The organism is Marinomonas hwangdonensis (assembly GCF_003721245.1).
Taxonomy (GTDB): Bacteria; Pseudomonadota; Gammaproteobacteria; order Pseudomonadales; family Marinomonadaceae; genus Marinomonas; species Marinomonas hwangdonensis.
On the sequence record NZ_RIZG01000001.1, the window covers coordinates 566,845 to 588,637 of the forward strand.

The window sequence follows — 21,793 nt, forward strand, 5'->3', positions numbered from 1 at the left end:
GTACGTGCTTTTTTTGTGCAGTTAGTGCTGCTCAGTCTAGTCCGCCGAAGCGTCGATAAAAGGCTTGAGACGCTTCGGGCAGTGGTCCATTGGCCGATTCTAGGTTTTGCGCCAGCCATTGCTCCGCCGCGGGAGAGACTTTGCGGTAAATATTACGACAAAGTTGCCGAGCGGCTCGGCCTTCCCAGTCTCCAGGTAGCAGCTCTTCGGGTAGCTGAGGGTCGCGCAGTAAGCGTTTTCTGAATTCGTGAATCAATAAGGTTCGGGTAAGGAAGCTGGATTCAGGGTCAATCTGATCTTTTTCACTCAGCTCTTGCCAAACCGGTCGGAACAGGTCAATGAAATCTTGGTAATGTGCGCCAAGTTTGTCCAGTTCCCAGCTGTCTTTTGCTAAGGTTCGTACTTGCACCCCTGCCAGTTCTTCTTGCTGGTGGGTTTGAAAGGTGATCACCTTGTTTTGTAATCCAAGCGACGCCAGTACGGTATTCACATCGCTTAAAGTGGCGTTCGGACTGCCGATAAGGTGTCCCGTTAACACGGTAAAGCCTTGCCAATTCAACTCATCCAGCAGCTGTTTTCTCTCATCGGCGTTCAGCGTATGCGTCATGATCAAACACCAAGAGCCATCCCACACGGTTTGGTAGGGGGTGTATACGCGCCGAAACGCCTGTTCGAACTTTCTTCTACCTGATCCCGTTAGGCTGTAATAGCTTTTTCTGCCGACTTTTTCATTGGTCAGCCAGCCTTCTTGAGTCAGGCGAAAGATGGTGGTTCGCATCAGTCTTTCGTTGATGCCCATAGGTTCCAGTAGTTTGATCAAACTGCCCAGCCAGACGGTGCCACCGTGTGGTTCAATGGTGTCGCCATACAAAGTAATAACGAGAGAAGACGCTCGAATGGGTTTTTGGTTTTTAAAGCGTGTAATGAGTGTGTCTAACGTATTAAGTTTATTCATTGTTGACTGGCGGTCCAGTGTGGTTGAGCTGTTTGTTGACATCTAGACCTGCTTCTAAAGAGTGCTGGGCTTGCATGTATTTAGATTGATTATACTACTTTATTCATTTTTAGGTCGATGATCTTTGCGGGTCAGTGACGGTCTGTTTTCTTCCTCTGCATTAAGGGGGGAGCATTCCACCATAGACGTGAGGCAGCGTTTAGACAGTTCTATGTATTCTTGCGTGCCGGTTTGTTTCCATTTTAATTCGTCGTCGGTGACGCTGCGGACAATTTTACCGGGAGCACCCATCACGAGTGATCTAGGTGGGCAGGTAAAACGATTTTTGATAAAGGATGCCGCGGCCACAATGGAGCCCGCGCCTATTTCAGAATAATCCATCACCACGCTGTTCATGCCGATCAAGGCGTCTTCACCAATCACACAGCCATGCAATACCGCACCGTGACCTATGTGACCATGCTTTTTGATCAGTGTGTGGGTGTCTGAAAAACCGTGTACCACGCAATTGTCTTGCATGTTGGATTCCTCTTCCATGGTAATACGGCCAAAATCGCCTCGTAAACACGCCCCAGGCCCAACGTAGCAACCTGGACCAATAATCACATCACCAATGATGGTGGCGGTTGGGTGAACGTAGGCGGTAGGGTGAACCACTGGGGTCACGCCATCTATTTTGTAATAAGGCATAGTCAATCTTTCCCTTTTGTTGTTTTTGTTTTGCGTGTTGTTATTTTAACGGCATTTTGATGAAAATGCTTCTTAAAGTTGTTGTTTTGTCTTTTTTTTGTATCGTAAATTGACTTCTCAGAATCTTCTTTTTTATTAACGCTGTTAAATACCTACTTCTTATTGAGAGTGTTAACGAGATTTTACCGATTTTTCAGCGATAATTTCGATGATTTGTTGCTATTTAGCGTTTTTATATGACCTTTTACCTAGATGTTTTTTTAATTGGAATGACGGGTAAAATAAAAAAGAGATACAAAAAAAATGTAATTTGATATTGTTTTGTATCTTATTATAGGTCATCTTTATAGCAATGCTGTGTGTTCACATTAGACAAATACCAACCAAAAAGATTGGGTGTTGAATCAAATGACAAATAAAAATTACAAAACCTTGGTGGTTTCCGATGTTGATGAGGGGGTTCAGCTCGTACGGTTAAACCGTCCCGAAGCATTGAATGCGTTGACCACGGGCTTATTGGCTGAGCTGTCAAAGGTGATGGATGCCGCTGAAGCGTCTGATGATATTCGTGTTGTGGTGCTGACGGGGAGCGCGAAAGCGTTTGCAGCCGGTGCCGACATTAATGAAATGGCCGAACGCGACCTTGTTGGCATGTTAAATGACCCTCGACAGCAGTATTGGCAGCGAATTACACGTTTTCCTAAGCCGATCATTGCGGCGGTAAACGGTTACTGCCTAGGCGGTGGTTGCGAATTGGCCATGCACGCCGACATCTTGATTGCAGGCAGTGATGCCCAATTTGGGCAACCAGAAATTAATCTCGGCATTATGCCAGGGGCGGGGGGAACTCAGCGTTTGCTCAAAGCCGTTGGCAAGTCACTTACCATGCAAATGGTACTCACCGGACAACCCATTCAAGCCCGACAAGCCAAAGAAGCGGGTCTTATCAGTGAAATAACTCAGCCAGAATTGACTGTCTCCAGAGCCTTAGCAATAGGTAAAGTAATCGCCAGTAAGGGCAGTTTGGCTGTGCGTCTAGCCAAAGAAGCGATCTTAAAAGGCATGGACACGGATTTAGCCACAGGGCTGCGTTTCGAGCGTTATGCCTTCACCGTGTTGGCGGGAACGCAAGACAGAGAAGAGGGCATAGCCGCCTTCAAAGAAAAGCGTAGACCCCACTTTATCGGTCGCTAATCGTCTACTGGATCGATTAACGACGTGTTTTTTGGTCGACTGTTTTTATTTTACATAGGGCAATAGCAATGAACTTCGAACATATTTTGTATTCTGTGGATTCTGGCGTGGCACTGCTGAGTTTAAACCGTCCTAGTGCATTAAACAGCTTTAACGAGGCGATGCACCTTGAAGTGCAGCAAGCCCTTAAAGCCACTTTAAAAGATGAGCGCGTTAGGGTGTTGGTATTGACGGGGGAAGGGCGTGGATTTTGCGCTGGGCAAGATTTATCCGATCGCAATGTGGATCCTACGGCAGAGTCACCTGATTTAGGATTGTCGATCGAGCGATTTTACAACCCTCTCATTAAGCAATTGCAAGCCTTTCCTATGCCAGTGATTTGCGCCGTTAACGGTGTTGCCGCTGGCGCTGGTGCCAATATTCCTTTGGCCTGTGATTTGGTGATAGCGGCGCGTTCAGCCAAGTTCATTCAAGCGTTTTGTAAGATTGGTTTGATTCCTGATTCTGGTGGTACCTGGTTTTTACCTCGTCTTGTGGGCATGGCGAGAGCAAAACAATTGGCCTTGCTGGGGGAGCCATTGATGGCGGAAAAAGCCTTGGAATGGGGCATGATTTATCGTGTGGTAGACGACCAGGACTTGCGCGAAGAGGCGCTGACTCTGGCCCGTCACTTGGCGACTCAGCCAACTAAAGGTTTGGCCTACATTAAGCGCGCACTGAATCAAAGTTTTGATCATGACTTTTCGACTCAGCTGGACCTTGAGCGTGATTTGCAGCGTATGGCTGGCCAGACTCAGGACTATCGTGAGGGCGTTAAAGCCTTCATGGAAAAACGCCCTGCTGAATTTAAAGGAGAGTGATTATGGAAGCTTTAGATAAGTCAGTGGTGGTTGGGGTTATTGGGGCTGGTGCTATGGGCGCAGGTATTGCTCAAGTTGCAGCGCAAGCGGGTCATACAGTGTCACTTTACGACAATCGAGAAGGGGGCGCGGCAGCGGCCATTGCGACGATTGCCAAGCAAATGGCGAAACTGGTTGAGCGCAAAAAATTTACCGACGAAGAGGTTCAGCAAATTGTCTCGCGATTGAATGTGGTGGAGCGTCTAGAAGACTTTGCGAACGCCGGTTTAGTTGTGGAAGCCATTGTTGAAAACATAGATGTTAAAAAAGCCATTTTTAGCACGCTGGAGTCCGTCTGCGATAAACGCTGCATCTTGGCAAGCAATACCTCGTCGATTTCGATTACTCGGCTCGCGGCGGGTATGCAGCATCCTGGTCGTATGGTGGGAATGCACTTTTTTAATCCTGCTCCCATTATGAAGTTGGTGGAAGTGATTTCTGGATTGGCTACTGAGGACGGTGTGGCTAAGTGCGTTTACAACACGGCGCTCAACTGGGGTAAAAAACCGGTTTATGCGGCGTCTACACCGGGTTTCATTGTAAACCGAGTGGCGCGCCCTTTTTATGCCGAGAGCTTTCGCTTGCGACAAGAGCAGGTGGCGGATTGTGCAACCCTTGATGCTTTATTGCGAGACGCTGGTGGCTTTCGAATGGGGGCGTTTGAGCTGACAGATCTGATTGGTCACGACGTTAATTACGCGGTGACCTGTTCGGTATTTGATGCCTATTACGGCGATTTTCGTTTTCAGCCCTCCTTGATTCAGAAAGAGCTGGTGGATGCGGGCTATTTGGGGCGTAAAACGTCGCAAGGTTTTTATTCCTACCGTGACGGCGACGAGAAACCCACGGCCAAGGTGACGTCGTCAACGACCTTATCTGACGATATCACAACCGAGACAGTGTGTTATGTGGCTGACGATGTAGCGAGCTTAAAAGGCTTGGCTCAGCGTCTGACTGATGCGGGTATCACCCTACATAAGAGCGCGCAGCTTAGCCAGGGGTGTTTGAAAATTGGTCGCGCTACTGTAGCGCTCACCGATGGGCGCATGGCCTGCCAGCGTGCTGCGGAAGATCAGCTGGAACAGCTTGTTTTGGTGGATTTGGCTCTCGATTTTCAGCGTGCTGAGCGTTTGGCGGTGAGTCGTGCTGCCACCACGTCGGATGCAGCCCTGAGTGATGTTCTACGTTGTTTTGAAGCCTTGGGTATCGCGGTAAGTGAAGTGGCCGATTCGCCGGCTTTGGTTGTGATGCGCACTGTGGTGGCCTTGGCAAATGAAGCCTCCGATGCGGTACTGCAGGGCGTTGCCAGTGCTGATGGTGTGGATACGGCCATGTGCTTTGGGTTGAATTATCCCCAAGGGCCTTTGTTATGGGCAGACCGTTTGGGCGTGGAATATGTCGAAACCGTGCTGCGCCACTTACAGCAAGCGTATGGTGAAGATCGCTACCGACCTTCTTTGTTGTTGCGCCGTATGGCGATTCAAGGAGCACGTTTCCATGACTAATATGTCAATGACCGAGAAAGACGCTGCTGATCAGCTTGCCAAGCAGTGCGCACATACACTGTTCGAGCGCGATGTGGCGTCCCAGTATCTGGGTATGTCGCTGCTTTTTTCTGCCCCTGGCCAGTCCACTGTACAGATGAAAGTGGATCACTTTATGTTGCAAGGGCACAAAACCTGCCATGGCGGGTATTTATTTACCTTAGCCGATTCGGCTTTTGCTTTTGCTTGCAATACTTACGACCAACCAACGGTCGCCCAAGGCTGTTCAATTGATTATGTGGCGCCTGCCTATTTCGGTGATCTTTTGACCGCCCATTGCGTTGAAAAGAGTCGCGGTGGTCGTACGGGCAATTACGACGTCGAAATTCGCAATCAAGACGCACAACTCATCGCACTTTTTCACGGTAAATCCTATCGCCTAAATGGTGAGATTCTTTCAAAGGAGAACGCAAATGACTGATGCCCTAATTATAGACGCTATTCGTACCCCTATTGGTCGCTATGGCGGTGCACTGTCGAGCGTAAGAGCGGATGATTTGGGGGCCATTCCTATCAAGGTATTGATGGAGCGTAATCCAACGGTGGACTGGTCAAACGTCGACGATGTCTTGTACGGCTGTGCTAACCAAGCCGGTGAGGACAACCGTAACGTAGCGCGTATGTCAGCACTGTTGTCGGGGTTGCCTACTAGCGTTCCTGGCTCAACGATTAACCGCTTATGCGGATCGGGGATGGATGCGGTCGGTGCGGCGGCCAGGGCGATTCGCGCCGGTGAAGCGGGGCTAATGATTGCGGGCGGTGTTGAATCTATGTCACGTGCGCCTTTTGTGGTGGGTAAAGCCGATCAGGCGTTTTCACGTCAGGCAAATATGTTTGATACCACGATAGGTTGGCGTTTTGTTAATACACTGATGGCGAATCAGTTTGGTGTGCATTCTATGCCTGAAACCGCCGAAAACGTGGCTGAGGAATTTTCTATTTCTCGCGAAGACCAAGATAAGTTTGCCCTGCGCAGTCAGCAAAAAACCGCTGTTGCGCAGGAAAGCGGCCGTCTTGCGCGCGAGATTACGCCGGTGGTGATTTCTCAGCGTAAAGGCGATCCGCTGGTGGTCAGCCAAGACGAGCATCCACGTGCAGATACCAGTTTGGCAACGCTGGCGAAATTAGCGACGCCGTTTCGTCATGACGGAAAAGGTACTGTCACGGCGGGCAATGCCTCAGGCGTAAACGACGGTGCGTGTGCCTTGTTATTGGCAAGCGAAGAAGCGGCAGCGACCTACGGTTTAAAAGCACGCGGTAGAGTGCTGGGCATGGCGGCTGCGGGTGTTGAACCTCGTATCATGGGGATAGGGCCAGCCCCAGCGACAAAAAAGGTGTTGGCTCAAGTGGGATTGACGCTAGCAGATATGGACGTGATTGAGCTCAACGAGGCCTTCGCTTCTCAGGGGCTTGCCGTGCTGAGAGAGCTTGGCTTGGCCGATGACGATGCGCGAGTGAATCCAAATGGTGGCGCGATTGCCTTAGGTCATCCGCTTGGTATGAGTGGCGCGCGATTAGTCACTACTGCTTTAAACGAGCTAGAAATCAAACAAAAGCGCTACGCTTTGTGCACCATGTGTATTGGTGTCGGTCAAGGTATTGCGATTGTGATTGAGCGACTCTAGTCACAGTCAAGCGGTAAAGCAAAAGCAACAAATACCTCTAAAAAAACCAAGAATAAGTAACTAGCGAATGTGGTTGTGGCAGCGCCTGTGTTGCAACCACTTTCATTGAATAATAATAAAAGAGAGATGACATGAGTATTCTTAGCGAATTTAACCCCGATCAACTTGACCCGATGGAAACCGCCAGCATTGATGAATTACGTCATCATCAATTGCAACGTTTGCAGTGGTCAGTCAAGCACGCCTACGACAATGTGCCCATGTACAAACAGCGCCTAGATAGCCTGAATTTGCACCCTGATGACATCCAGTCATTGGACGATATTGCCAAGCTGCCCTTTACTACCAAATCTGATTTACGAGATAACTATCCCTACGGCATGTTTGCCACCCCCTTGAACCAAGTCGTGCGCCTTCATGCTTCAAGTGGCACCACAGGTAAGCCAACCGTGGTGGGTTATACCCAAAATGACATTGATAATTGGGCGAATATTGTGGCGCGCTCGATTCGAGCCGCAGGAGGGCGTAAAGGCGATATTTTGCACAACGCTTATGGGTACGGTTTGTTTACTGGGGGCTTAGGTGCGCATTACGGTGCTGAACGTCTGGGTTGTACTGTGATTCCGATGTCGGGTGGACAAACGGAAAAGCAAGTGCGACTGATTAAAGATTTTCAGCCAGACATCATTATGGTGACACCCTCCTACATGCTCAATTTGCTGGATGAAATGGAAAGGCAGGGGGTGAATCCACTGGACTTGAAATTACGCCTTGGGATCTTTGGTGCAGAGCCGTGGACTTTAGAGCTAAGGCGTTCTGTAGAAGAGCGTGCAGGCATCCGCGCAATGGATATTTATGGCCTGTCTGAAATTATGGGGCCCGGTGTCGCCATGGAGTGTGCAGAAACTCAAGATGGCCCCACCGTGTGGGAAGATCATTTTTACCCAGAAATTATTGACCCGAATACGGGTGAGGTGTTGCCCGATGGTGAAATGGGTGAGCTGGTGTTTACCAGCTTGAGTAAAGAAGCGCTGCCGATGATTCGCTACCGTACTCGTGACCTCACGCGTTTATTGCCAGGTACGGCTCGACGCATGCGCCGTATTGATAAGATCACCGGTCGCAGTGACGACATGATGATCATCCGAGGAGTGAATGTTTTTCCGACACAAATCGAAGAAGAAGTGATTAAAGTGAATCACTTTTCTGAAAATTACGAGATACATTTGTATCGTAACGGCAATATGGACGTGATGGAAGTGCATGTTGAGTTACGCCCAGAATGCGCTCAATTTGATGAGCAAAAAACCTTAGCCGCCATTAATGCATTGCGTCACCACGTAAAATCCTCTGTAGGTATCAGTATTAATGTGAAGTTGCGTGATGTGGGTGATATCTCACGTTCAGAAGGCAAGGCTAAGCGCGTTTTCGATAACCGTTTTACGGGTTGATGACGGACGAAAAATGGTCGATTAAAAAATACTCAATAATATGATACAAAAAAATAACAATTAACTTGAATTTATGTGTCATTAGTTTATTCTTTTTGTATGTAGTCGTCTTATTTCTACCGCATTGGAGATCATCTTATGTACGCACAACAAGTTGAAACTGGGATTAAAACCGTTAAGTCACTGGCTGAGATGGGACCGGAAGAAAGGGCTTTTCAGGAGAAGATTGACGCCGAGATTAAAATCGAGCCGAAAAATTGGATGCCTGAGAATTACCGAAAAACACTTATTCGCCAAATTTCTCAGCATGCCCATTCTGAAATCGTGGGTATGTTGCCAGAAGGTAACTGGGTTACTCGTGCGCCAACGCTTAAGCGCAAGTTACAGCTGATGGCAAAGATTCAGGACGAAGCAGGTCACGGTTTGTATCTATACAGCGCCATGGAGACCTTGGGCGCCGACCGTGATGAAGAGATTGAAAAACTGCATTCAGGTCGCGCTAAGTATTCCAGTATTTTTAATTATCCAACGCTTAACTGGGCTGATATGGGGGCTGTGGGTTGGTTGGTTGATGGCGCCGCAATCGTTAATCAGGTTCCGCTTCAGCGTACCTCTTATGGTCCTTATTCACGCGCCATGATTCGCGTGTGTAAAGAAGAAAGTTTCCATCAGCGTCAAGGTTACGAAATCTTGTTGCACATGATGCGCCATGGTAACCAAGCGCAAAAAGACATGGTGCAAGATGCGATTAATCGTTTGTGGTGGCCATCTTTGATGATGTTTGGTCCAAGCGACGCAGACTCACCGAATTCAGCGCAATCCTTGGCTTGGAAAATTAAGCGTCATACGAATGACGAGCTGCGTCAACGTTTCATTGATCAAACCATTCCTCAGCTTGAAATACTCGGCTGTACGGTGCCAGACCCTGATTTGAAGTGGAATGAAGAACGTGGCCACTATGACTTCGGTGCCATTCAATGGGATGAGTTTTACGAGGTGCTTAAAGGCAATGGTCCTTGTAACAGAGAGCGCATTGAAACACGTAAAAATGCCATTGAAGGTGGCGCTTGGGTTCGAGAAGCGGCAATTGCCCATGCTAATAAAAAACAACAACAGGCGGCTGCCTAACTAGTATTTGAGGGATTCCTAATGTCTGAGTGGACACTTTTTGAAGTATTTATTCGCAGTAAACATGGTCTTAACCATAAGCATGTTGGCAGCGTTCATGCCACAGACCAAGAAATGGCGATTGAAAATGCCCGTGATCTTTACACCCGCAGAAACGAAGGTGTGAGCATTTGGGTGGTGCCTTCTGCTTTTATCACCGCCACCGCGACAGACGAAAAAGACGCACTGTTCGATCCGTCTGAAGACAAGGTCTATCGCCATGCCAGCTTCTACGAGCTGCCTGATGAAGTCGGACACATGTGAGGTAATGATGACTAACTATGATGAACTGACAGAATTCTTATTGCGTCTCGGTGACAGTGCCTTGATTCAAGCACAAAGGCTGTGCGAATGGACCGGTCGTGCGCCAGCGCTTGAAGAAGAAATGGGCATGATGAACGTGGGTTTGGATTTAGTGGGCCAAGCACGTAACTGGTACGAATACGCGGCGGAGCGGATTAACGACGGTACGGACGCGGATGCGCTGGCCTTTCGTCGTGATGAGCGTGCGTTTCGCAACCTACTCTTGGTCGAGCAACCCAATGGCGACTTTGCCGTCACTATGGCGAAACAGTTCTTCTACGATGCTTGGCAATTCCACCTTTTGACCTTGTTGAAGCAAGCCAGTGATGAGCGCATTGCCGCCATTGCCACCAAGTCTTTAAAAGAGGTGACTTACCATTTACGTCGTTCTACACAATGGGTTGAGCGCTTAGGTGATGGTACGCAAGAAAGCCATGAGCGTATGGAAAAAGCCGTTGATACGGTATGGCGTTTTACCTACGAGTTAATGGAAGAAGGTGACACTGAGCGCGCTTTGTCTGCATCAGGGATACTGCCTTCGTTGGCGACGCTGCCTGAGTTATGGCGGTCAACGGTAAAACACACATTATCGAACGCGACTTTGACGCTCCCTGAACCGGCGAGTTCGTTTTATTTGAATGCACGAGCAGGGGTTCACTCGGAGCATTTGGGAACGCTGTTAGCCGAAATGCAATTTTTACAAAGAGCTTATCCCGATGCCAGCTGGTGAGTTAATAACCACTGATCAGCGAGGTCGGTCAGGCGACGATCAGGACATTCAGCGTGCTTTTCAGATATTGCATGAGGTAATGGACCCTGAAGTGCCTGTTGTCAGCGTGATGGATCTTGGCATTGTCCGAGCTGTCCGCTGGCTCGATGGCCACATTCATGTGACGGTAACCCCCACGTATTCTGGTTGCCCTGCCACCGAATACATTGAATCGTCTATTTATGATGCGCTGCAAGAGGCCGGTTTTGCTAAGCCTAAAGTGATTCAGTCGTTAGATCCTGCGTGGACAACGGATTGGATTACCGAGCAAGGCAGAGAAAGACTGAAAGCCTATGGTATTGCGCCTCCGGTCGGCAGTTCCAGTAAACGTTCTTTGTTGTCTACCGTGACCTTGGTTGAGTGCCCCAATTGCGGCAGTCAGGACACGGAGCAGTTGAGCGAATTTGGCTCTACGGCGTGTAAAGCCTTGTATCGCTGCAAGTCTTGTTTAGAACCGTTCGACTATTTTAAATGCATTTGAGCCACACAAAAATAATCATGTGGCCATGGAGATCCAGATGAACCAATTTCATTCACTGACTGTTGCCGATTTGCGTCGTGAAACGCGCGACTCTGTTTCGCTTGCTTTCGATATTCCGGCTGAGCTGGCTCAGAGTTATCAATTTAAACAGGGGCAATTTTTGACCTTGCGCACCCAAATTGACGGCCAAGAAGTGCGTCGTTCCTACTCGATTTGCAGTGGCGTTCAAGAAGGTGAAATGCGTGTTGCCATTAAACGCGTTCCAGAGGGTGTGTTTTCTACTTATGCAAATGAAGTGGTAAAAAAAGGCGATCTCATTGATGTTATGCCTCCCCTCGGTAGCTTTACCGCTGAATTAGATTCACAGCGTCACGGTGATTATTTATTGGTGGCCGCAGGCAGTGGTATTACGCCTATCTTGTCTATTGCCAAAACCACATTGGCGGCTGAGCCTTTTAGCAAAGTGACTCTGCTGTACGGCAACCGTTCGACATCTTCTACTATGTTTCGAGAGCAACTGAGCGAGCTGAAAAACACCTACATGGAACGTTTCAATGTCATTTTTATTCTCAGCCGTGAGCAGCAAGACATTGATTTGTACAACGGTCATATTGATGAAGAAAAATGCCGCGCTTTATTTGCTCGCCATATTAATGTGAATCAGCTTACTGGGGCCTTTATTTGTGGTCCTCAGTTGATGACCGAAACCGTTCGAGATGTGCTCAAAGAAGCGGGCACACCAGAAGACAAAATACATTTTGAATTGTTCGCGGCAGCGGGCAATGAGCGTAAACGAGCAGAACGTGCGCAGGCAGCAAGCCATGCAGATGTCTCTGAAATCACGGTTATCCGAGATGGCCATGCCATGACCTTCGATCTGAAGCAAAACACAGAAAACCTGCTGAATGCCGGCAATGAGCATGGGGCTGATCTGCCTTATTCCTGCCGTGCTGGGGTGTGTTCAACGTGCAAATGTAAGGTCGTTGAAGGTGAAGTGGATATGGATGTCAGCATTGGTCTTGAGGATTACGAAGTGGAAGCCGGTTATGTCTTGTCTTGTCAGTCTTATCCTGTTTCTAAAAAAGTGGTTTTGGACTTTGATCAGATTTAGTCCTGTTTACATACCTAAAAATAATAATGCAATGGTGTTATATCACCCGTGGAGAACAAAATGAGCCAGAGCCCAATTTTACAAAGTTTTATCGCCGGCGAATGGTTAGGTAACCAAGTAGGGCAAGCCATCGTCAGTCCGTTAGATGGTCAGACGATTTACCATACACACGCAGAGACGATTGATTTTGCTAAGGCGCTTGATTTTGCTCGCACCAGAGGGCGTGTATCCATGATGGCGATGGACTTCCAACGTCGTGCTTCGTGCTTACGTGACCTTGGTAAATATTTACTTGAACACAAAGAGTCTTTGTACGCGATTTCCCTTTTGACCGGTGCGACTCGCAATGACAGCTGGATAGACATTGAAGGCGGTGCCGGTACGCTGTTCGCTTATGCCAGTGTGGGGCGTCGTGAATTGCCTTCTGGCAACTTAATTCATGAAGACGATGCGTTTCCTTTAGGTCGTGAAGGGCAGTTTTATGGCTCTCATATTCTGGTACCAAGAAAAGGCGTGGCGGTACATATCAATGCGTTTAACTTCCCGATTTGGGGGATGTTAGAAAAATTCGCGGCCAATTTTTTGGCGGGTATGCCGTGTATTGTTAAACCAGGCACGTCTACGTCTTATGTGACGGAAGCCTGTGTGCGTCTGATGCAGGATTCTGGTTTGTTACCAGAGGGAAGCTTGCAGTTAGTGATTGGGCGCACAGGGGATTTACTCGACCGTTTAGATGGACAAGATGTCGTGACCTTTACCGGGTCAGCGAATACCGCTGCGAAGTTAAGAGTCACCCCAAATTTGATTAATAACTCTGTGCCGTTTAATGCAGAAGCGGATTCTTTGAACTGTGCGATTCTGGCACCTGATGTGAGTGTTGAAAGCCCAGAATTTGAGCTTTTTATCAAAGAAGTGGCTCGTGAAATGACGGTTAAGGCAGGACAAAAATGCACGGCGATTCGTCGCGTTTTGATTCCTGAAGATAAGGTAGACGTGGTTTGCGAACGTTTGTCGGCGCGTCTAGACAAGGTGACTGTGGGGGATCCTCGTCTAGATTCGGTGCGTATGGGAGCGCTGGCGTCTTTTGATCAGAAGCAAGATGTGTTGGCGCAATTAGAGGTTTTGCTTGAGTCGAGTACCTTGGTTTATGGTCATGGCAGTGACGCTGGCATTGTGGGTGATGAGGTCCAAAACGGTGCTTTCGTGAAGCCGACCTTGCTGCTCAGTAATGATCCTGATGCGCCAGGTGGTGCTCATGATATTGAAGCCTTTGGCCCTATCAGTACTTTGATGCCTTATCGTGACCTTGATCATGCGGTTGCCCTTGCGGCACGTGGTAAAGGCTCTTTGGTGACAACCTTGGTGACCGCGGACCCTCAGATCGCGAGACAAGTGGTTCCTGCTTTGGCGGTGTGGCATGGTCGTGTGCATATTTTGGACCGCGCTTCGTCGAAAGAGTCGACAGGCCATGGTTCTCCTTTGCCTATGCTTAAGCACGGTGGCCCTGGTCGAGCCGGTGGTGGTGAAGAGTTAGGTGGTTTGCGTGGGGTGAAACATTATATGCAGCGTACGGCCATACAAGGTTCACCGACCATGTTGTCAGCGGTTACCGATGAATATGTTCGTGGTGGTGATACTTTTGAGAGTGATGTGCATCCGTTCCGTCGTTACTTTGAAACCTTACGCATTGGTGAGTCTCTGTTAACGCACAGACGCACAGTGACAGAAAGTGACATTGTTAATTTTGGCTGTTTGTCTGGCGATCATTTTTATATGCACTTTGATGACATAGCGGCCCGTGACTCTCAGTTTGAACAGCGTATAGCTCATGGCTACTTTGTGTTATCGGCTGCTGCGGGTCTGTTTGTTTCTCCGGGTGAAGGCCCAGTGTTAGCAAACTATGGTTTGGATACCTTGCGCTTTATTACGCCAGTCCCGATTGGTGACACCATACGAGCACGTTTGACGTGTAAGCGTAAGATTGACCAAGGTAAGCTCAGCCCAAAAGGGGAGCCTCAAGGCGTTGTCGTTTGGGACGTGCAAGTTACTAATCAAAAAGATGAATTGGTAGCAAGTTACGACATTCTCACACTGGTAAAAAAGCAATTTAATTGACTCTTTGATTAATGTAGGACAAAGGCGGTGTTATCGCCTTTGTCCTGTTTTGCCTCATAAAAATTATAAAAAGTGTAGGAAGGGTTATGTCGATAAAAAAGTGGATTGATGAGCGTTATCCTGAACCGAATATTTACCGCTGGATTGGTTTCATATTAGAAGCCATTTCGGCGTCTGTATTGTTTTTTTTAATGATGCTGACTTGTGTGGATGTCACAGGAAGATATTTGTTTAACAACTCCGTAAACGGGGCTTTCGAGCTGACACAAATAGGGCTGGCGATATTAGTTTTTGCTCAAATGCCACTTATTACTTGGCGTGGGAACCATGTCGTAGTGGATTTGCTAGACAATTTCTTAGGCGGACGCATCGTTAAATTGCTCGGTATGTTCTCTGTGTTTGTTGTTTCTTCTGCGTTTTATTTCTTAGCTCACCGTATTTATGAACTGGCAGAGCGTTCGATTCGTCGTGGTGAAGTCACGGAATACCTCAAAATTCCAACAGGCTATTTAACGGAGTACATCGCCATCATGAGTTGGTTAACCGCCGCTTGCATGTTGACGTACGGTGCCTATCGCGTGCTGAAAGGCGATCATCAATCTCAGCAACTTGGAGACTAACATGTCAGTGGTTTTAATCGGCTTCGCCGTGCTTTTGGTTCTAATTTTGGTGGTGCGTATGCCCATTGCCTTTGCAATGGGGTTAGTGGGTTTCTTTGGTTTTGCTATGTTGCAAGGCTTGAGTTTTGACAATCTGTTTTCGTTTCGCTGGACGTCTACCCTGACACTGGCTGCTAGCCGTGTCATAGGCACAGTACAAGACTATAACTTGTCCATCATCCCCTTGTTTATTCTCATGGGGAATCTAGTGACTCGGGCAGGGTTGTCACAAGAACTTTACAATGCGGCTTATGCGTTCTTAGGCCATCGTAAAGGCGGGTTGGCGATGTCTACGGTTTTAGCCTGCGGTGGTTTTTCGGCGATTTGTGGTTCCAGTTTAGCTACGTCGGCAACCATGGCAAAAGTGGCCATGCCGCCCATGCGCAAATTTGGCTACTCAGATAGCTTGGCAACAGCGTCGATCGCAGCCGGTGGTTCACTGGGTATCTTAATTCCCCCTAGTGTGATTCTGGTGATTTATGGACTGCTAACACAAACGAGCATTCGTGAGCTTTTTGCTGCGGGATTGATACCTGGTTTATTGGGGATTCTTCTTTATTTAGGCGCGGTTCGCTATGTGGTGTGGCGTAATCCAGCCTCGGGTCCATCAGGCGAGAAAATGGGCTTTAAAGAAAGACTGATAGCGCTTAAGAGTATTTGGGGGGTCTTGTCACTTTTTATTGTGGTGATGGGGGGGATTTATCTGGGCATCTTCACTCCAACGGAGGCCGCCGGTTTCGGTGCTGGGGGCGCTTTGTTGATTGGTCTAGGACGTCGTAGATTAAGTTTTTCCAGTCTTTTTGAAGCTCTAGTCGACTCGACACGCACTTCAGCCATGCTGTTTAGTGTGGTGATTGGGGCGTTCATCTTCTCTGACTTTATCACTCGCGCGGGCTTACCGGATGCCTTGCTTGGTTTTGTGACGGCATTGGATATGAGTCCTATGCTGGTGATGATGGTGATCTTGGTAATTTATCTTATTTTGGGAATGGTGTTCGAAAGTCTTTCTATGCTGCTGTTAACCGTACCGGTCTTTTATCCATTGGTAGCGGGCATGGGGTTTGATCTTATTTGGTTTGGCATTGTGGTTGTGATTGTCATTGAGATCAGTCTGATTACGCCACCAGTGGGGATGAACGTTTTTGTGTTGAGCTCCGTCATAAAAGGCGTGTCAGCGGGCACCATTTTTAAAGGGGTAACACCTTTCTGGTGTGCCGATATTATTCGATTGTTAATTGTTGCTTTTTTTGTGCAGGTGTCATTGTTCTTGCCAAATGTGTTGTACGGCTAGTCTAGCAGGTGTGAACCTGAGTTGTGTTTCTTATAAAAATCATAAAATAGAGGAATAGAAAATGTTAACACTGAAAAAAAATCTTCTTTGGGTCGCTTGCGGTGCCTCCATGTTGGCGTCTAGTTTTGTGGGAGCCGCCACGACCTTGCATGTGGCGACTTGGTTGCCGCCAACCAGCGCGCAAAATGCCGTTGTTTGGCCTACATGGAAAAAGTGGGTTGAAGAAGCCACCGAAGGGCGAGTGGAAGTGGTCATTGAAAACTACACGGGCGACCCTAAGTCTATTTTTGATGCGGTTGAAGATGGCGTTTTTGATGTTGGCTTTAGTGTTAACTCTTATTTGCCAGGTCGATTCAAGTTGGCCAGTGTCGCAGAAATTCCTGGTGAGATTTCAGATGCTGAAGTGGGTTCTGTTGCTCTATGGAATACCTATGAAGAATATTTCACAGCCGATCAAGAATTTATGGGATTGCATTTGCTTGGGATGTTTGTGCATGGCCCTGGTCAGCTTTACACCAACTTTGATGTCAATTCGCTTGAAGATTTAAAAGGCAAAAAAATGCGCCTTGGTGGAGGTCTGGTGAATACCCTTGCTGAGCGGTTAGAAGTCACGCCTATTTCGGCCCCTGCACCTAAGTCTTATGAGCTGTTACAACAAGGCGTAGTCGATGGGACGTTTTTACCCGCTGATCAGCAAAAAACGCTGCGTTTGAGTGAGGTAACAAAGAACCTGATTCTTTTCCCGAAAGGCCTTTACACCACAGCGTTCAGCATAGTGATGAACGAAGATACCTTTGCTGATTTAAGCAAAAAAGACCGTGAGGCCATCATGAGCGTGTCTGGTGAAAAATTGTCTAGGTTGGCGGGTGCTGCATGGGGTAGTGCGGATGACGAAGGCATTGCAGAAGCAAAAGCGAACGGCGTTAATGTAGTATTTTTGTTTGAAGAAGATGCGTTAGTAAAAGAAATGCGAGCAATTTCAAAGGGCATCGATCAATCTTGGATTGATTCTGTAGCGGATCGAAAAGTGGATGCTAAATCGGCATTAGCGTTTTTTAGACAAAATGTCGATGCGTTAAGCGCGAATAAATAACGCCTTGTTGCTCCATTATTAGTTGTAATGCGGAAATAAAAAAGACAGAAACAGTGGCCTCTTTGCTAAGTAACCATCTGTTCCTGTCTTTTTTTGTGCCTATTTGAACCTTTCTGAACCTGCTTCTTTAACGGGACGTGTTAAACGAAAATAAAGAATTTCGCAATAAACAGCGCCGCCAAGACATAAACAGCGACGCTGACCGTTTTACCTTGACCAGAAAAAAGTTTAATCGCGGCATAACTGATAAACGCCAAGGCAATGCCATCTGCGATAGAAAACGTAAGTGGCATGGTGAAAGCCGCAATCAACACAGGCGCTGCTTCTGTGATGTCATCCCAATCCACATGAGACAAGCTGCCCGCCATTAGAACGGCAACGTACATTAATGCGCCTGCCGTTGCGTAAGCCGGGATAGAACCTGCTAATGGGGCAAAAAATAAGCTAAGTAAAAACAGCAAAGCAACCACAACAGCCGTAAGGCCCGTTCTGCCACCCGCGGCCACACCAGCCGCACTTTCAATGTAGCTGGTTGTCGACGATGTACCTAAACCAGCACCAACAACGGTGGCCGTAGAATCAGCAAGTAAGGCTTTTTTAATACGTGGCAATTTACCGTCTTTATCGAGTAGCTTGCCACGTTGGCCTACACCGACTAGGGTGCCGGCCGTATCAAACAAGTCAACAAAGAGGAAAGCAAAAATAACGCTTATCATGCTGATTTGAAATGCGCCTTCAATGTCCATCGCCATAAAAGTAGGCGCTAGAGAAGGTGGTGCCGATACCAAGCCACCAAACTCATTTTGTCCAAAAACCATAGAAAGAACGGTGATCAGCAGTATGCCTATCATGACGGCACCCGTTACTTTCAAGTACGCAAGGGCACAAATCACAAAGAAACCAAGCAAACCATAAATAGCCGAAGGTGCAGAAAGGTCGCCCAGTGATACTAGGGTAGCGGGATTCGTTACAATGATACCGGCATTTTTCAAGGCGATCATTGCCAAAAAGAGACCAATACCCGCTGCGATCCCCAGTTTCAGAGAGGACGGAATGGCATTAATGACCCATTCACGTATTTTAAAAATGCTGATGAAAATAAAGATAATACCAGAAAGGAAAACAGCCCCTAAAGCCTGCTCCCATGTATAGCCCATGCCTAAAACCACGCCATAGGTGAAAAAGGCGTTCAATCCCATCCCTGGGGCCATAGCAATAGGGTAATTGGCGTATAAGCCCATTATTAAACAGCCAATTGCAGCGGCTAAACAGGTTGCCACAAACACCGCACCCTGATCCATACCCGCTTGTGCCAGCATAGATGGGTTAACAAAGATGATGTAAGCCATAGTAAGGAAGGTAGTGACGCCACCAACGACTTCATTACGTACCGTCGTATTGTGTGCTTTAAGTTGAAAAAAGCGTTCGAGCATAGGGTAACCTTTAAAGTGGTGAGGGGATAAACTGCTTGTTTTGTGGTTTCATCAAGGGAATGAAAGAACACAATAATAAGCACCGAAATTATTTAATTACTGATCATTTGGTCAGGAGCAAGTTCGGTGCCAATTATAAAAAATTCGTGGTGTTTTGGGGAGAGAAAATGCAAAAAAACCGTACTAAAAGCGTATTTTCTTTACATTTTAGTGATTTTGTAGCCACGATCTCTGAGCATAACCAATAAACCATCTTCCCCAGCTAGGTGCATTGCACCAATCATGACCATTTCTACGTCGTTTGTGCTTAACATGTGTTCAATTTGGGGCATCCAATGTGCATTACGATCCGCTAGCAGTGACTGATACACGTCGGGAAACTCTTCTTTGAAATGGCCTAATTCCAGCTCAGCAAGGGCTTCCATGTCACCAGTGCGCCAACTTCTTTTTAGGCCCTTCATGGTATAAGGCATGTTTTTTATGTCTGATAAAGCGTAGTTAATTATCGCGTTACTGTCCTGTTGATTGATGGCGTCCAGCATGGCCACTTGTTCTTCAGGCGCCTCAAGCCAACCAATCGGTTTATTCTCTTGCAATGCGAGGCGCGCATAAAATTGGTCGACCCCTTCACTGGTAAAACCTAAATGCTTGAGTTCAATCATGCTCAGTGACATGGCGAGGGCACTGGGCTTGAGATTTTCGACGGCCATCATGGGGACTTGTCTAGCGGCTAAATACACAGACAGCGCGTGATACGTGTCTGTATTGATGACTTGATCAATGGTGGTGCCATCGTTGTAGGAGAGTTGTGTTTGCATATAACGGTGAAACTTGGGCGTGCTGATCGTCGCCATATTGGTCTCAAACACGATTTTATCCGCGGCTTGATAAGCATCGTTGTAGGCACTGGGTAAGGGGTAATCTTGTGGGGTTAATAAATGTATGGTGCCACCGATATACAATGAACTGATGTCAGAACTGACCTTCCAAACAGACGCACCATGGGCCTGAAAAGCGGTGAAGAGTGCCAGTAATGATAAGCCACATTTTTTAATCAACGTCATCTATTTCTCCGATGTGATGGGGTACGTCCGTATTCGCACTTTAAAAACTGACACGCAGTGTACGTGTTTACGCAATGAAAAGTCGTCAATTTATGTGGTTTTTTTGTGCATATTCATCCTATCTGTTCGGGGCAAAGCAAAGTCATCCTGTTCGGATGTTGAACGGTGGTATCATGGTGCTTTGTCAGCCATCTTGAAACTGAGTAAAAATAAATGAAACAAGAACAGGTAGTGATTGGTTTAACAAATCCTAAAAGCATAACCAACGTTGGCGCAGTAATGCGCGCGGCAGGGTGTTTTAAGGTTGATCAAGTTTGGTACTCAGGTGAGCGTTACGATCGAGCATCAAAGATGACTACGGATACCAAACAAGCGCGTTCCTACATTCCCTTGGTTAATATCCACGCGTTAAACCAGCCAAGCTTCATTGATGCGGTGGAGGAAGATGTCAAGATTGTTTGTGTTGATCTGATTCCGGGGGCGACTCCTCTGCCTGCCTTTGAGCATCCTTCTAAGGCCTTGTATATTTTCGGACCGGAAGACGGCACCATAGACCAAAAAACCGTAGATAGGGCAGATTTTGTGGTATTTATCCCAACCGTGGGGTGTTTGAATTTAGCTGCTTCAGTCAATGTTTTACTGTATGACCGCTTGGCAAAATCGTCTGCCGCGAATGCTGGCGATGCGCTTATTTTGGCGAGCAAAGACGTGAATAACAACGTTATTGTGCGTCGCTAATTTTGGGCTGATTTACTGTTCAATAGTGGGTGTTAAACATTACACAAGGTTAATAACATAAGGGCAGTATTGATGCGCTATCAAGGAATTAAGGTAACCTTAATTACGGGGTTTTTGGGGGCAGGTAAAACAACGTTAATTCGAAGTTTATTAGAAAAAGCGCCCCCTCACGAACGCTGGGCGGTGTTGGTAAACGAGTTTGGTGATATAGGACTGGATGGGGTCTTTTATGCTGATTTGGGCGTCGCCATTCGGGAAGTGCCAGGGGGCTGTGTGTGTTGTGTTACCTCTGCCGCGTTTCAACAAGGGCTGAATCAACTGGTTCGACAGTACAATCCAGACCGAATTTTTATTGAGCCATCCGGATTGGGTCACCCGAAACAAATTATAAGCAAACTCCTCGATCCCATGTATCAGGATGTTTTTCTTTTTACGGGGGCCTTTTGTGTGCTTGATGCACGGAACTTAAGCAATCCACGTTACACCGAACATGCCATATTTAATGAGCAAATCGAGTCGGCAGACGGCATTGTCTTGAGCCATGTGGATCGTTACAGCCTTGAAAACGATCAACAAGCGGAGACGTATTTTACGCAATTATTGGCCAAAGGCATTGCACCAAATATATTTCGTACTCAGCCGATGGGGCTTGATGTGCAGGCATTAGATATTCGTTTGCTAAACAATAAGGCCCCTCGTCTTTTGCATCATCATCACGATCACGACCACGACCACGACCACGACCACGACCACGACCACGACCATGCTTCGACTTTTAATGTCATCGGTCATTACAGTAAACAGCAGGGTGCGATGCAGGTGCTGGGTTGGCGATGGTCACACATGACTCGTTTCGACGAAGCAAGTGTACGATCTCATCTGGATGTCATGGCGTCTTTGCCAGAGATATATCGTATAAAAGCGGTGTTGTCTTTGGATGCTAAAACGGCTGTTTTTGTCAATGTGTCTAAAGGCGAGATCTCGATATTGCATTCTGCTTGGACGGGAGAAAGCCTTTGTGAGGTGATTGGTCACGCGGATGGCAACTGGGTAAACATGGTTAAAACGTGTTTTGATGGCGGAGAAAATACGCCATTCCTTTGAGTTAGAAAAAGGCGCTAACAGTACCCATGGATAATCTTGTAATAGCGCTGAAGTATTTTGTTACTAATCTTGGCCCCTTTTGTTATTGAGAGAATGGCGCTGATAGA

Annotated in this window: 21 protein-coding genes; 17 read left to right on the forward strand and 4 right to left on the reverse strand. The window is 47.4% G+C overall.

Annotated features, from left to right (window positions below; translation table 11 throughout):
* Positions 1-31 precede the first annotated feature (31 nt).
* Together paaX and EBI00_RS02625 are read right to left on the reverse strand one after the other, a co-directional pair.
* Positions 32-997, reverse strand: coding sequence for a phenylacetic acid degradation operon negative regulatory protein PaaX (gene paaX / locus EBI00_RS02620; protein ID WP_241556929.1), 966 nt, complete (start codon positions 995-997; stop codon positions 32-34).
* Positions 998-1,054: 57 nt separating this feature from the next.
* On the reverse strand, positions 1,055-1,645 hold the full coding sequence (locus tag EBI00_RS02625; RefSeq protein WP_123094355.1) for a phenylacetic acid degradation protein PaaY: 591 nt from the start codon (positions 1,643-1,645) through the stop codon (positions 1,055-1,057).
* Positions 1,646-2,053: 408 nt separating this feature from the next.
* Between EBI00_RS02625 and paaF the strand changes: the two genes are divergently transcribed.
* The 15 genes from paaF to EBI00_RS02700 all read left to right on the forward strand — a co-directional run bounded on the left by paaF (position 2,054) and on the right by EBI00_RS02700 (position 17,347).
* Complete coding sequence (paaF, locus tag EBI00_RS02630; protein WP_123094356.1) at positions 2,054-2,839, forward strand: 2,3-dehydroadipyl-CoA hydratase PaaF; 786 nt, start codon at positions 2,054-2,056, stop codon at positions 2,837-2,839.
* A 68-nt stretch (positions 2,840-2,907) separates the two neighbouring features.
* The gene (gene paaG, locus EBI00_RS02635) at positions 2,908-3,699 is read left to right on the forward strand and encodes a 2-(1,2-epoxy-1,2-dihydrophenyl)acetyl-CoA isomerase PaaG (RefSeq protein ID WP_123094357.1); all 792 of its coding nucleotides are present in this window, start codon (positions 2,908-2,910) and stop codon (positions 3,697-3,699) included.
* 2 nt (positions 3,700-3,701) lie between these two features.
* Positions 3,702-5,243 carry a 3-hydroxyacyl-CoA dehydrogenase PaaH gene (paaH, locus tag EBI00_RS02640; RefSeq protein ID WP_123094358.1) on the forward strand — a complete coding sequence of 514 codons (1,542 nt, stop codon included), beginning with the start codon at positions 3,702-3,704 and terminating at the stop codon, positions 5,241-5,243.
* Positions 5,236-5,703: a hydroxyphenylacetyl-CoA thioesterase PaaI gene (gene paaI / locus EBI00_RS02645; RefSeq protein ID WP_206612542.1), complete on the forward strand. Its 468-nt coding sequence runs from the start codon at positions 5,236-5,238 to the stop codon at positions 5,701-5,703. Before paaH ends, paaI begins: the two co-directional genes overlap by 8 nt.
* Positions 5,696-6,907, forward strand: coding sequence for a 3-oxoadipyl-CoA thiolase (gene pcaF / locus EBI00_RS02650; protein ID WP_123094359.1), 1,212 nt, complete (start codon positions 5,696-5,698; stop codon positions 6,905-6,907). Before paaI ends, pcaF begins: the two co-directional genes overlap by 8 nt.
* 131 nt (positions 6,908-7,038) lie before the next feature.
* Entirely contained in the window at positions 7,039-8,358 is a 1,320-nt protein-coding gene (gene paaK / locus EBI00_RS02655; protein WP_123094360.1) for a phenylacetate--CoA ligase PaaK, read from the forward strand.
* A gap of 138 nt (positions 8,359-8,496) precedes the next feature.
* Positions 8,497-9,486 (forward strand): 1,2-phenylacetyl-CoA epoxidase subunit PaaA, encoded by a 990-nt coding sequence (gene paaA, locus EBI00_RS02660; protein WP_123094361.1) that lies wholly within the window; start codon positions 8,497-8,499, stop codon positions 9,484-9,486.
* Between the two features lie 21 nt (positions 9,487-9,507).
* Positions 9,508-9,789 carry a 1,2-phenylacetyl-CoA epoxidase subunit PaaB gene (gene paaB, locus EBI00_RS02665; RefSeq protein WP_123094362.1) on the forward strand — a complete coding sequence of 94 codons (282 nt, stop codon included), beginning with the start codon at positions 9,508-9,510 and terminating at the stop codon, positions 9,787-9,789.
* Between the two features lie 4 nt (positions 9,790-9,793).
* Entirely contained in the window at positions 9,794-10,558 is a 765-nt protein-coding gene (paaC, locus tag EBI00_RS02670) for a 1,2-phenylacetyl-CoA epoxidase subunit PaaC (protein ID WP_338322915.1), read from the forward strand.
* Entirely contained in the window at positions 10,545-11,078 is a 534-nt protein-coding gene (gene paaD / locus EBI00_RS02675) for a 1,2-phenylacetyl-CoA epoxidase subunit PaaD (protein WP_123094364.1), read from the forward strand. Before paaC ends, paaD begins: the two co-directional genes overlap by 14 nt.
* A 37-nt stretch (positions 11,079-11,115) precedes the next feature.
* Positions 11,116-12,189, forward strand: coding sequence for a 1,2-phenylacetyl-CoA epoxidase subunit PaaE (gene paaE, locus EBI00_RS02680; protein WP_123094365.1), 1,074 nt, complete (start codon positions 11,116-11,118; stop codon positions 12,187-12,189).
* Between the two features lie 60 nt (positions 12,190-12,249).
* Positions 12,250-14,304: a phenylacetic acid degradation bifunctional protein PaaZ gene (gene paaZ / locus EBI00_RS02685; RefSeq protein WP_123094366.1), complete on the forward strand. Its 2,055-nt coding sequence runs from the start codon at positions 12,250-12,252 to the stop codon at positions 14,302-14,304.
* An 86-nt stretch (positions 14,305-14,390) separates the two neighbouring features.
* Entirely contained in the window at positions 14,391-14,924 is a 534-nt protein-coding gene (locus EBI00_RS02690) for a TRAP transporter small permease (protein WP_123094367.1), read from the forward strand.
* Between the two features lies 1 nt (position 14,925).
* Positions 14,926-16,254 (forward strand): TRAP transporter large permease, encoded by a 1,329-nt coding sequence (locus EBI00_RS02695; protein ID WP_123094368.1) that lies wholly within the window; start codon positions 14,926-14,928, stop codon positions 16,252-16,254.
* Positions 16,255-16,315: 61 nt separating this feature from the next.
* Positions 16,316-17,347, forward strand: coding sequence for a TRAP transporter substrate-binding protein (locus tag EBI00_RS02700; RefSeq protein ID WP_123094369.1), 1,032 nt, complete (start codon positions 16,316-16,318; stop codon positions 17,345-17,347).
* Positions 17,348-17,487: 140 nt separating this feature from the next.
* Here EBI00_RS02700 and EBI00_RS02705 read toward each other — a convergent pair whose 3' ends face one another.
* Complete coding sequence (locus tag EBI00_RS02705) at positions 17,488-18,780, reverse strand: NCS2 family permease (protein WP_123094370.1); 1,293 nt, start codon at positions 18,778-18,780, stop codon at positions 17,488-17,490.
* A 200-nt stretch (positions 18,781-18,980) separates the two neighbouring features.
* Positions 18,981-19,844, reverse strand: a complete 864-nt coding sequence (locus tag EBI00_RS02710) for a TraB/GumN family protein (RefSeq protein ID WP_123094371.1) — start codon at positions 19,842-19,844, stop codon at positions 18,981-18,983.
* A gap of 213 nt (positions 19,845-20,057) precedes the next feature.
* Between EBI00_RS02710 and EBI00_RS02715 the strand changes: the two genes are divergently transcribed.
* The gene (locus EBI00_RS02715; protein WP_123094372.1) at positions 20,058-20,582 is read left to right on the forward strand and encodes an RNA methyltransferase; all 525 of its coding nucleotides are present in this window, start codon (positions 20,058-20,060) and stop codon (positions 20,580-20,582) included.
* Between the two features lie 72 nt (positions 20,583-20,654).
* The gene (locus EBI00_RS02720) at positions 20,655-21,686 is read left to right on the forward strand and encodes a CobW family GTP-binding protein (RefSeq protein ID WP_123094373.1); all 1,032 of its coding nucleotides are present in this window, start codon (positions 20,655-20,657) and stop codon (positions 21,684-21,686) included.
* The last annotated feature ends 107 nt before the right edge of the window (positions 21,687-21,793 follow it).

Coding starts and splice junctions, on each gene's coding strand:
- paaX (WP_241556929.1), bottom strand. CDS start 997: ATGTCAACAAACAGCTCAACCACACTGGACCGCCAGTCAACAATGAAT.
- EBI00_RS02625 (WP_123094355.1), bottom strand. CDS start 1,645: ATGCCTTATTACAAAATAGATGGCGTGACCCCAGTGGTTCACCCTACC.
- paaF (WP_123094356.1), top strand. CDS start 2,054: ATGACAAATAAAAATTACAAAACCTTGGTGGTTTCCGATGTTGATGAG.
- paaG (WP_123094357.1), top strand. CDS start 2,908: ATGAACTTCGAACATATTTTGTATTCTGTGGATTCTGGCGTGGCACTG.
- paaH (WP_123094358.1), top strand. CDS start 3,702: ATGGAAGCTTTAGATAAGTCAGTGGTGGTTGGGGTTATTGGGGCTGGT.
- paaI (WP_206612542.1), top strand. CDS start 5,236: ATGACTAATATGTCAATGACCGAGAAAGACGCTGCTGATCAGCTTGCC.
- pcaF (WP_123094359.1), top strand. CDS start 5,696: ATGACTGATGCCCTAATTATAGACGCTATTCGTACCCCTATTGGTCGC.
- paaK (WP_123094360.1), top strand. CDS start 7,039: ATGAGTATTCTTAGCGAATTTAACCCCGATCAACTTGACCCGATGGAA.
- paaA (WP_123094361.1), top strand. CDS start 8,497: ATGTACGCACAACAAGTTGAAACTGGGATTAAAACCGTTAAGTCACTG.
- paaB (WP_123094362.1), top strand. CDS start 9,508: ATGTCTGAGTGGACACTTTTTGAAGTATTTATTCGCAGTAAACATGGT.
- paaC (WP_338322915.1), top strand. CDS start 9,794: ATGATGACTAACTATGATGAACTGACAGAATTCTTATTGCGTCTCGGT.
- paaD (WP_123094364.1), top strand. CDS start 10,545: ATGCCAGCTGGTGAGTTAATAACCACTGATCAGCGAGGTCGGTCAGGC.
- paaE (WP_123094365.1), top strand. CDS start 11,116: ATGAACCAATTTCATTCACTGACTGTTGCCGATTTGCGTCGTGAAACG.
- paaZ (WP_123094366.1), top strand. CDS start 12,250: ATGAGCCAGAGCCCAATTTTACAAAGTTTTATCGCCGGCGAATGGTTA.
- EBI00_RS02690 (WP_123094367.1), top strand. CDS start 14,391: ATGTCGATAAAAAAGTGGATTGATGAGCGTTATCCTGAACCGAATATT.
- EBI00_RS02695 (WP_123094368.1), top strand. CDS start 14,926: ATGTCAGTGGTTTTAATCGGCTTCGCCGTGCTTTTGGTTCTAATTTTG.
- EBI00_RS02700 (WP_123094369.1), top strand. CDS start 16,316: ATGTTAACACTGAAAAAAAATCTTCTTTGGGTCGCTTGCGGTGCCTCC.
- EBI00_RS02705 (WP_123094370.1), bottom strand. CDS start 18,780: ATGCTCGAACGCTTTTTTCAACTTAAAGCACACAATACGACGGTACGT.
- EBI00_RS02710 (WP_123094371.1), bottom strand. CDS start 19,844: ATGACGTTGATTAAAAAATGTGGCTTATCATTACTGGCACTCTTCACC.
- EBI00_RS02715 (WP_123094372.1), top strand. CDS start 20,058: ATGAAACAAGAACAGGTAGTGATTGGTTTAACAAATCCTAAAAGCATA.
- EBI00_RS02720 (WP_123094373.1), top strand. CDS start 20,655: ATGCGCTATCAAGGAATTAAGGTAACCTTAATTACGGGGTTTTTGGGG.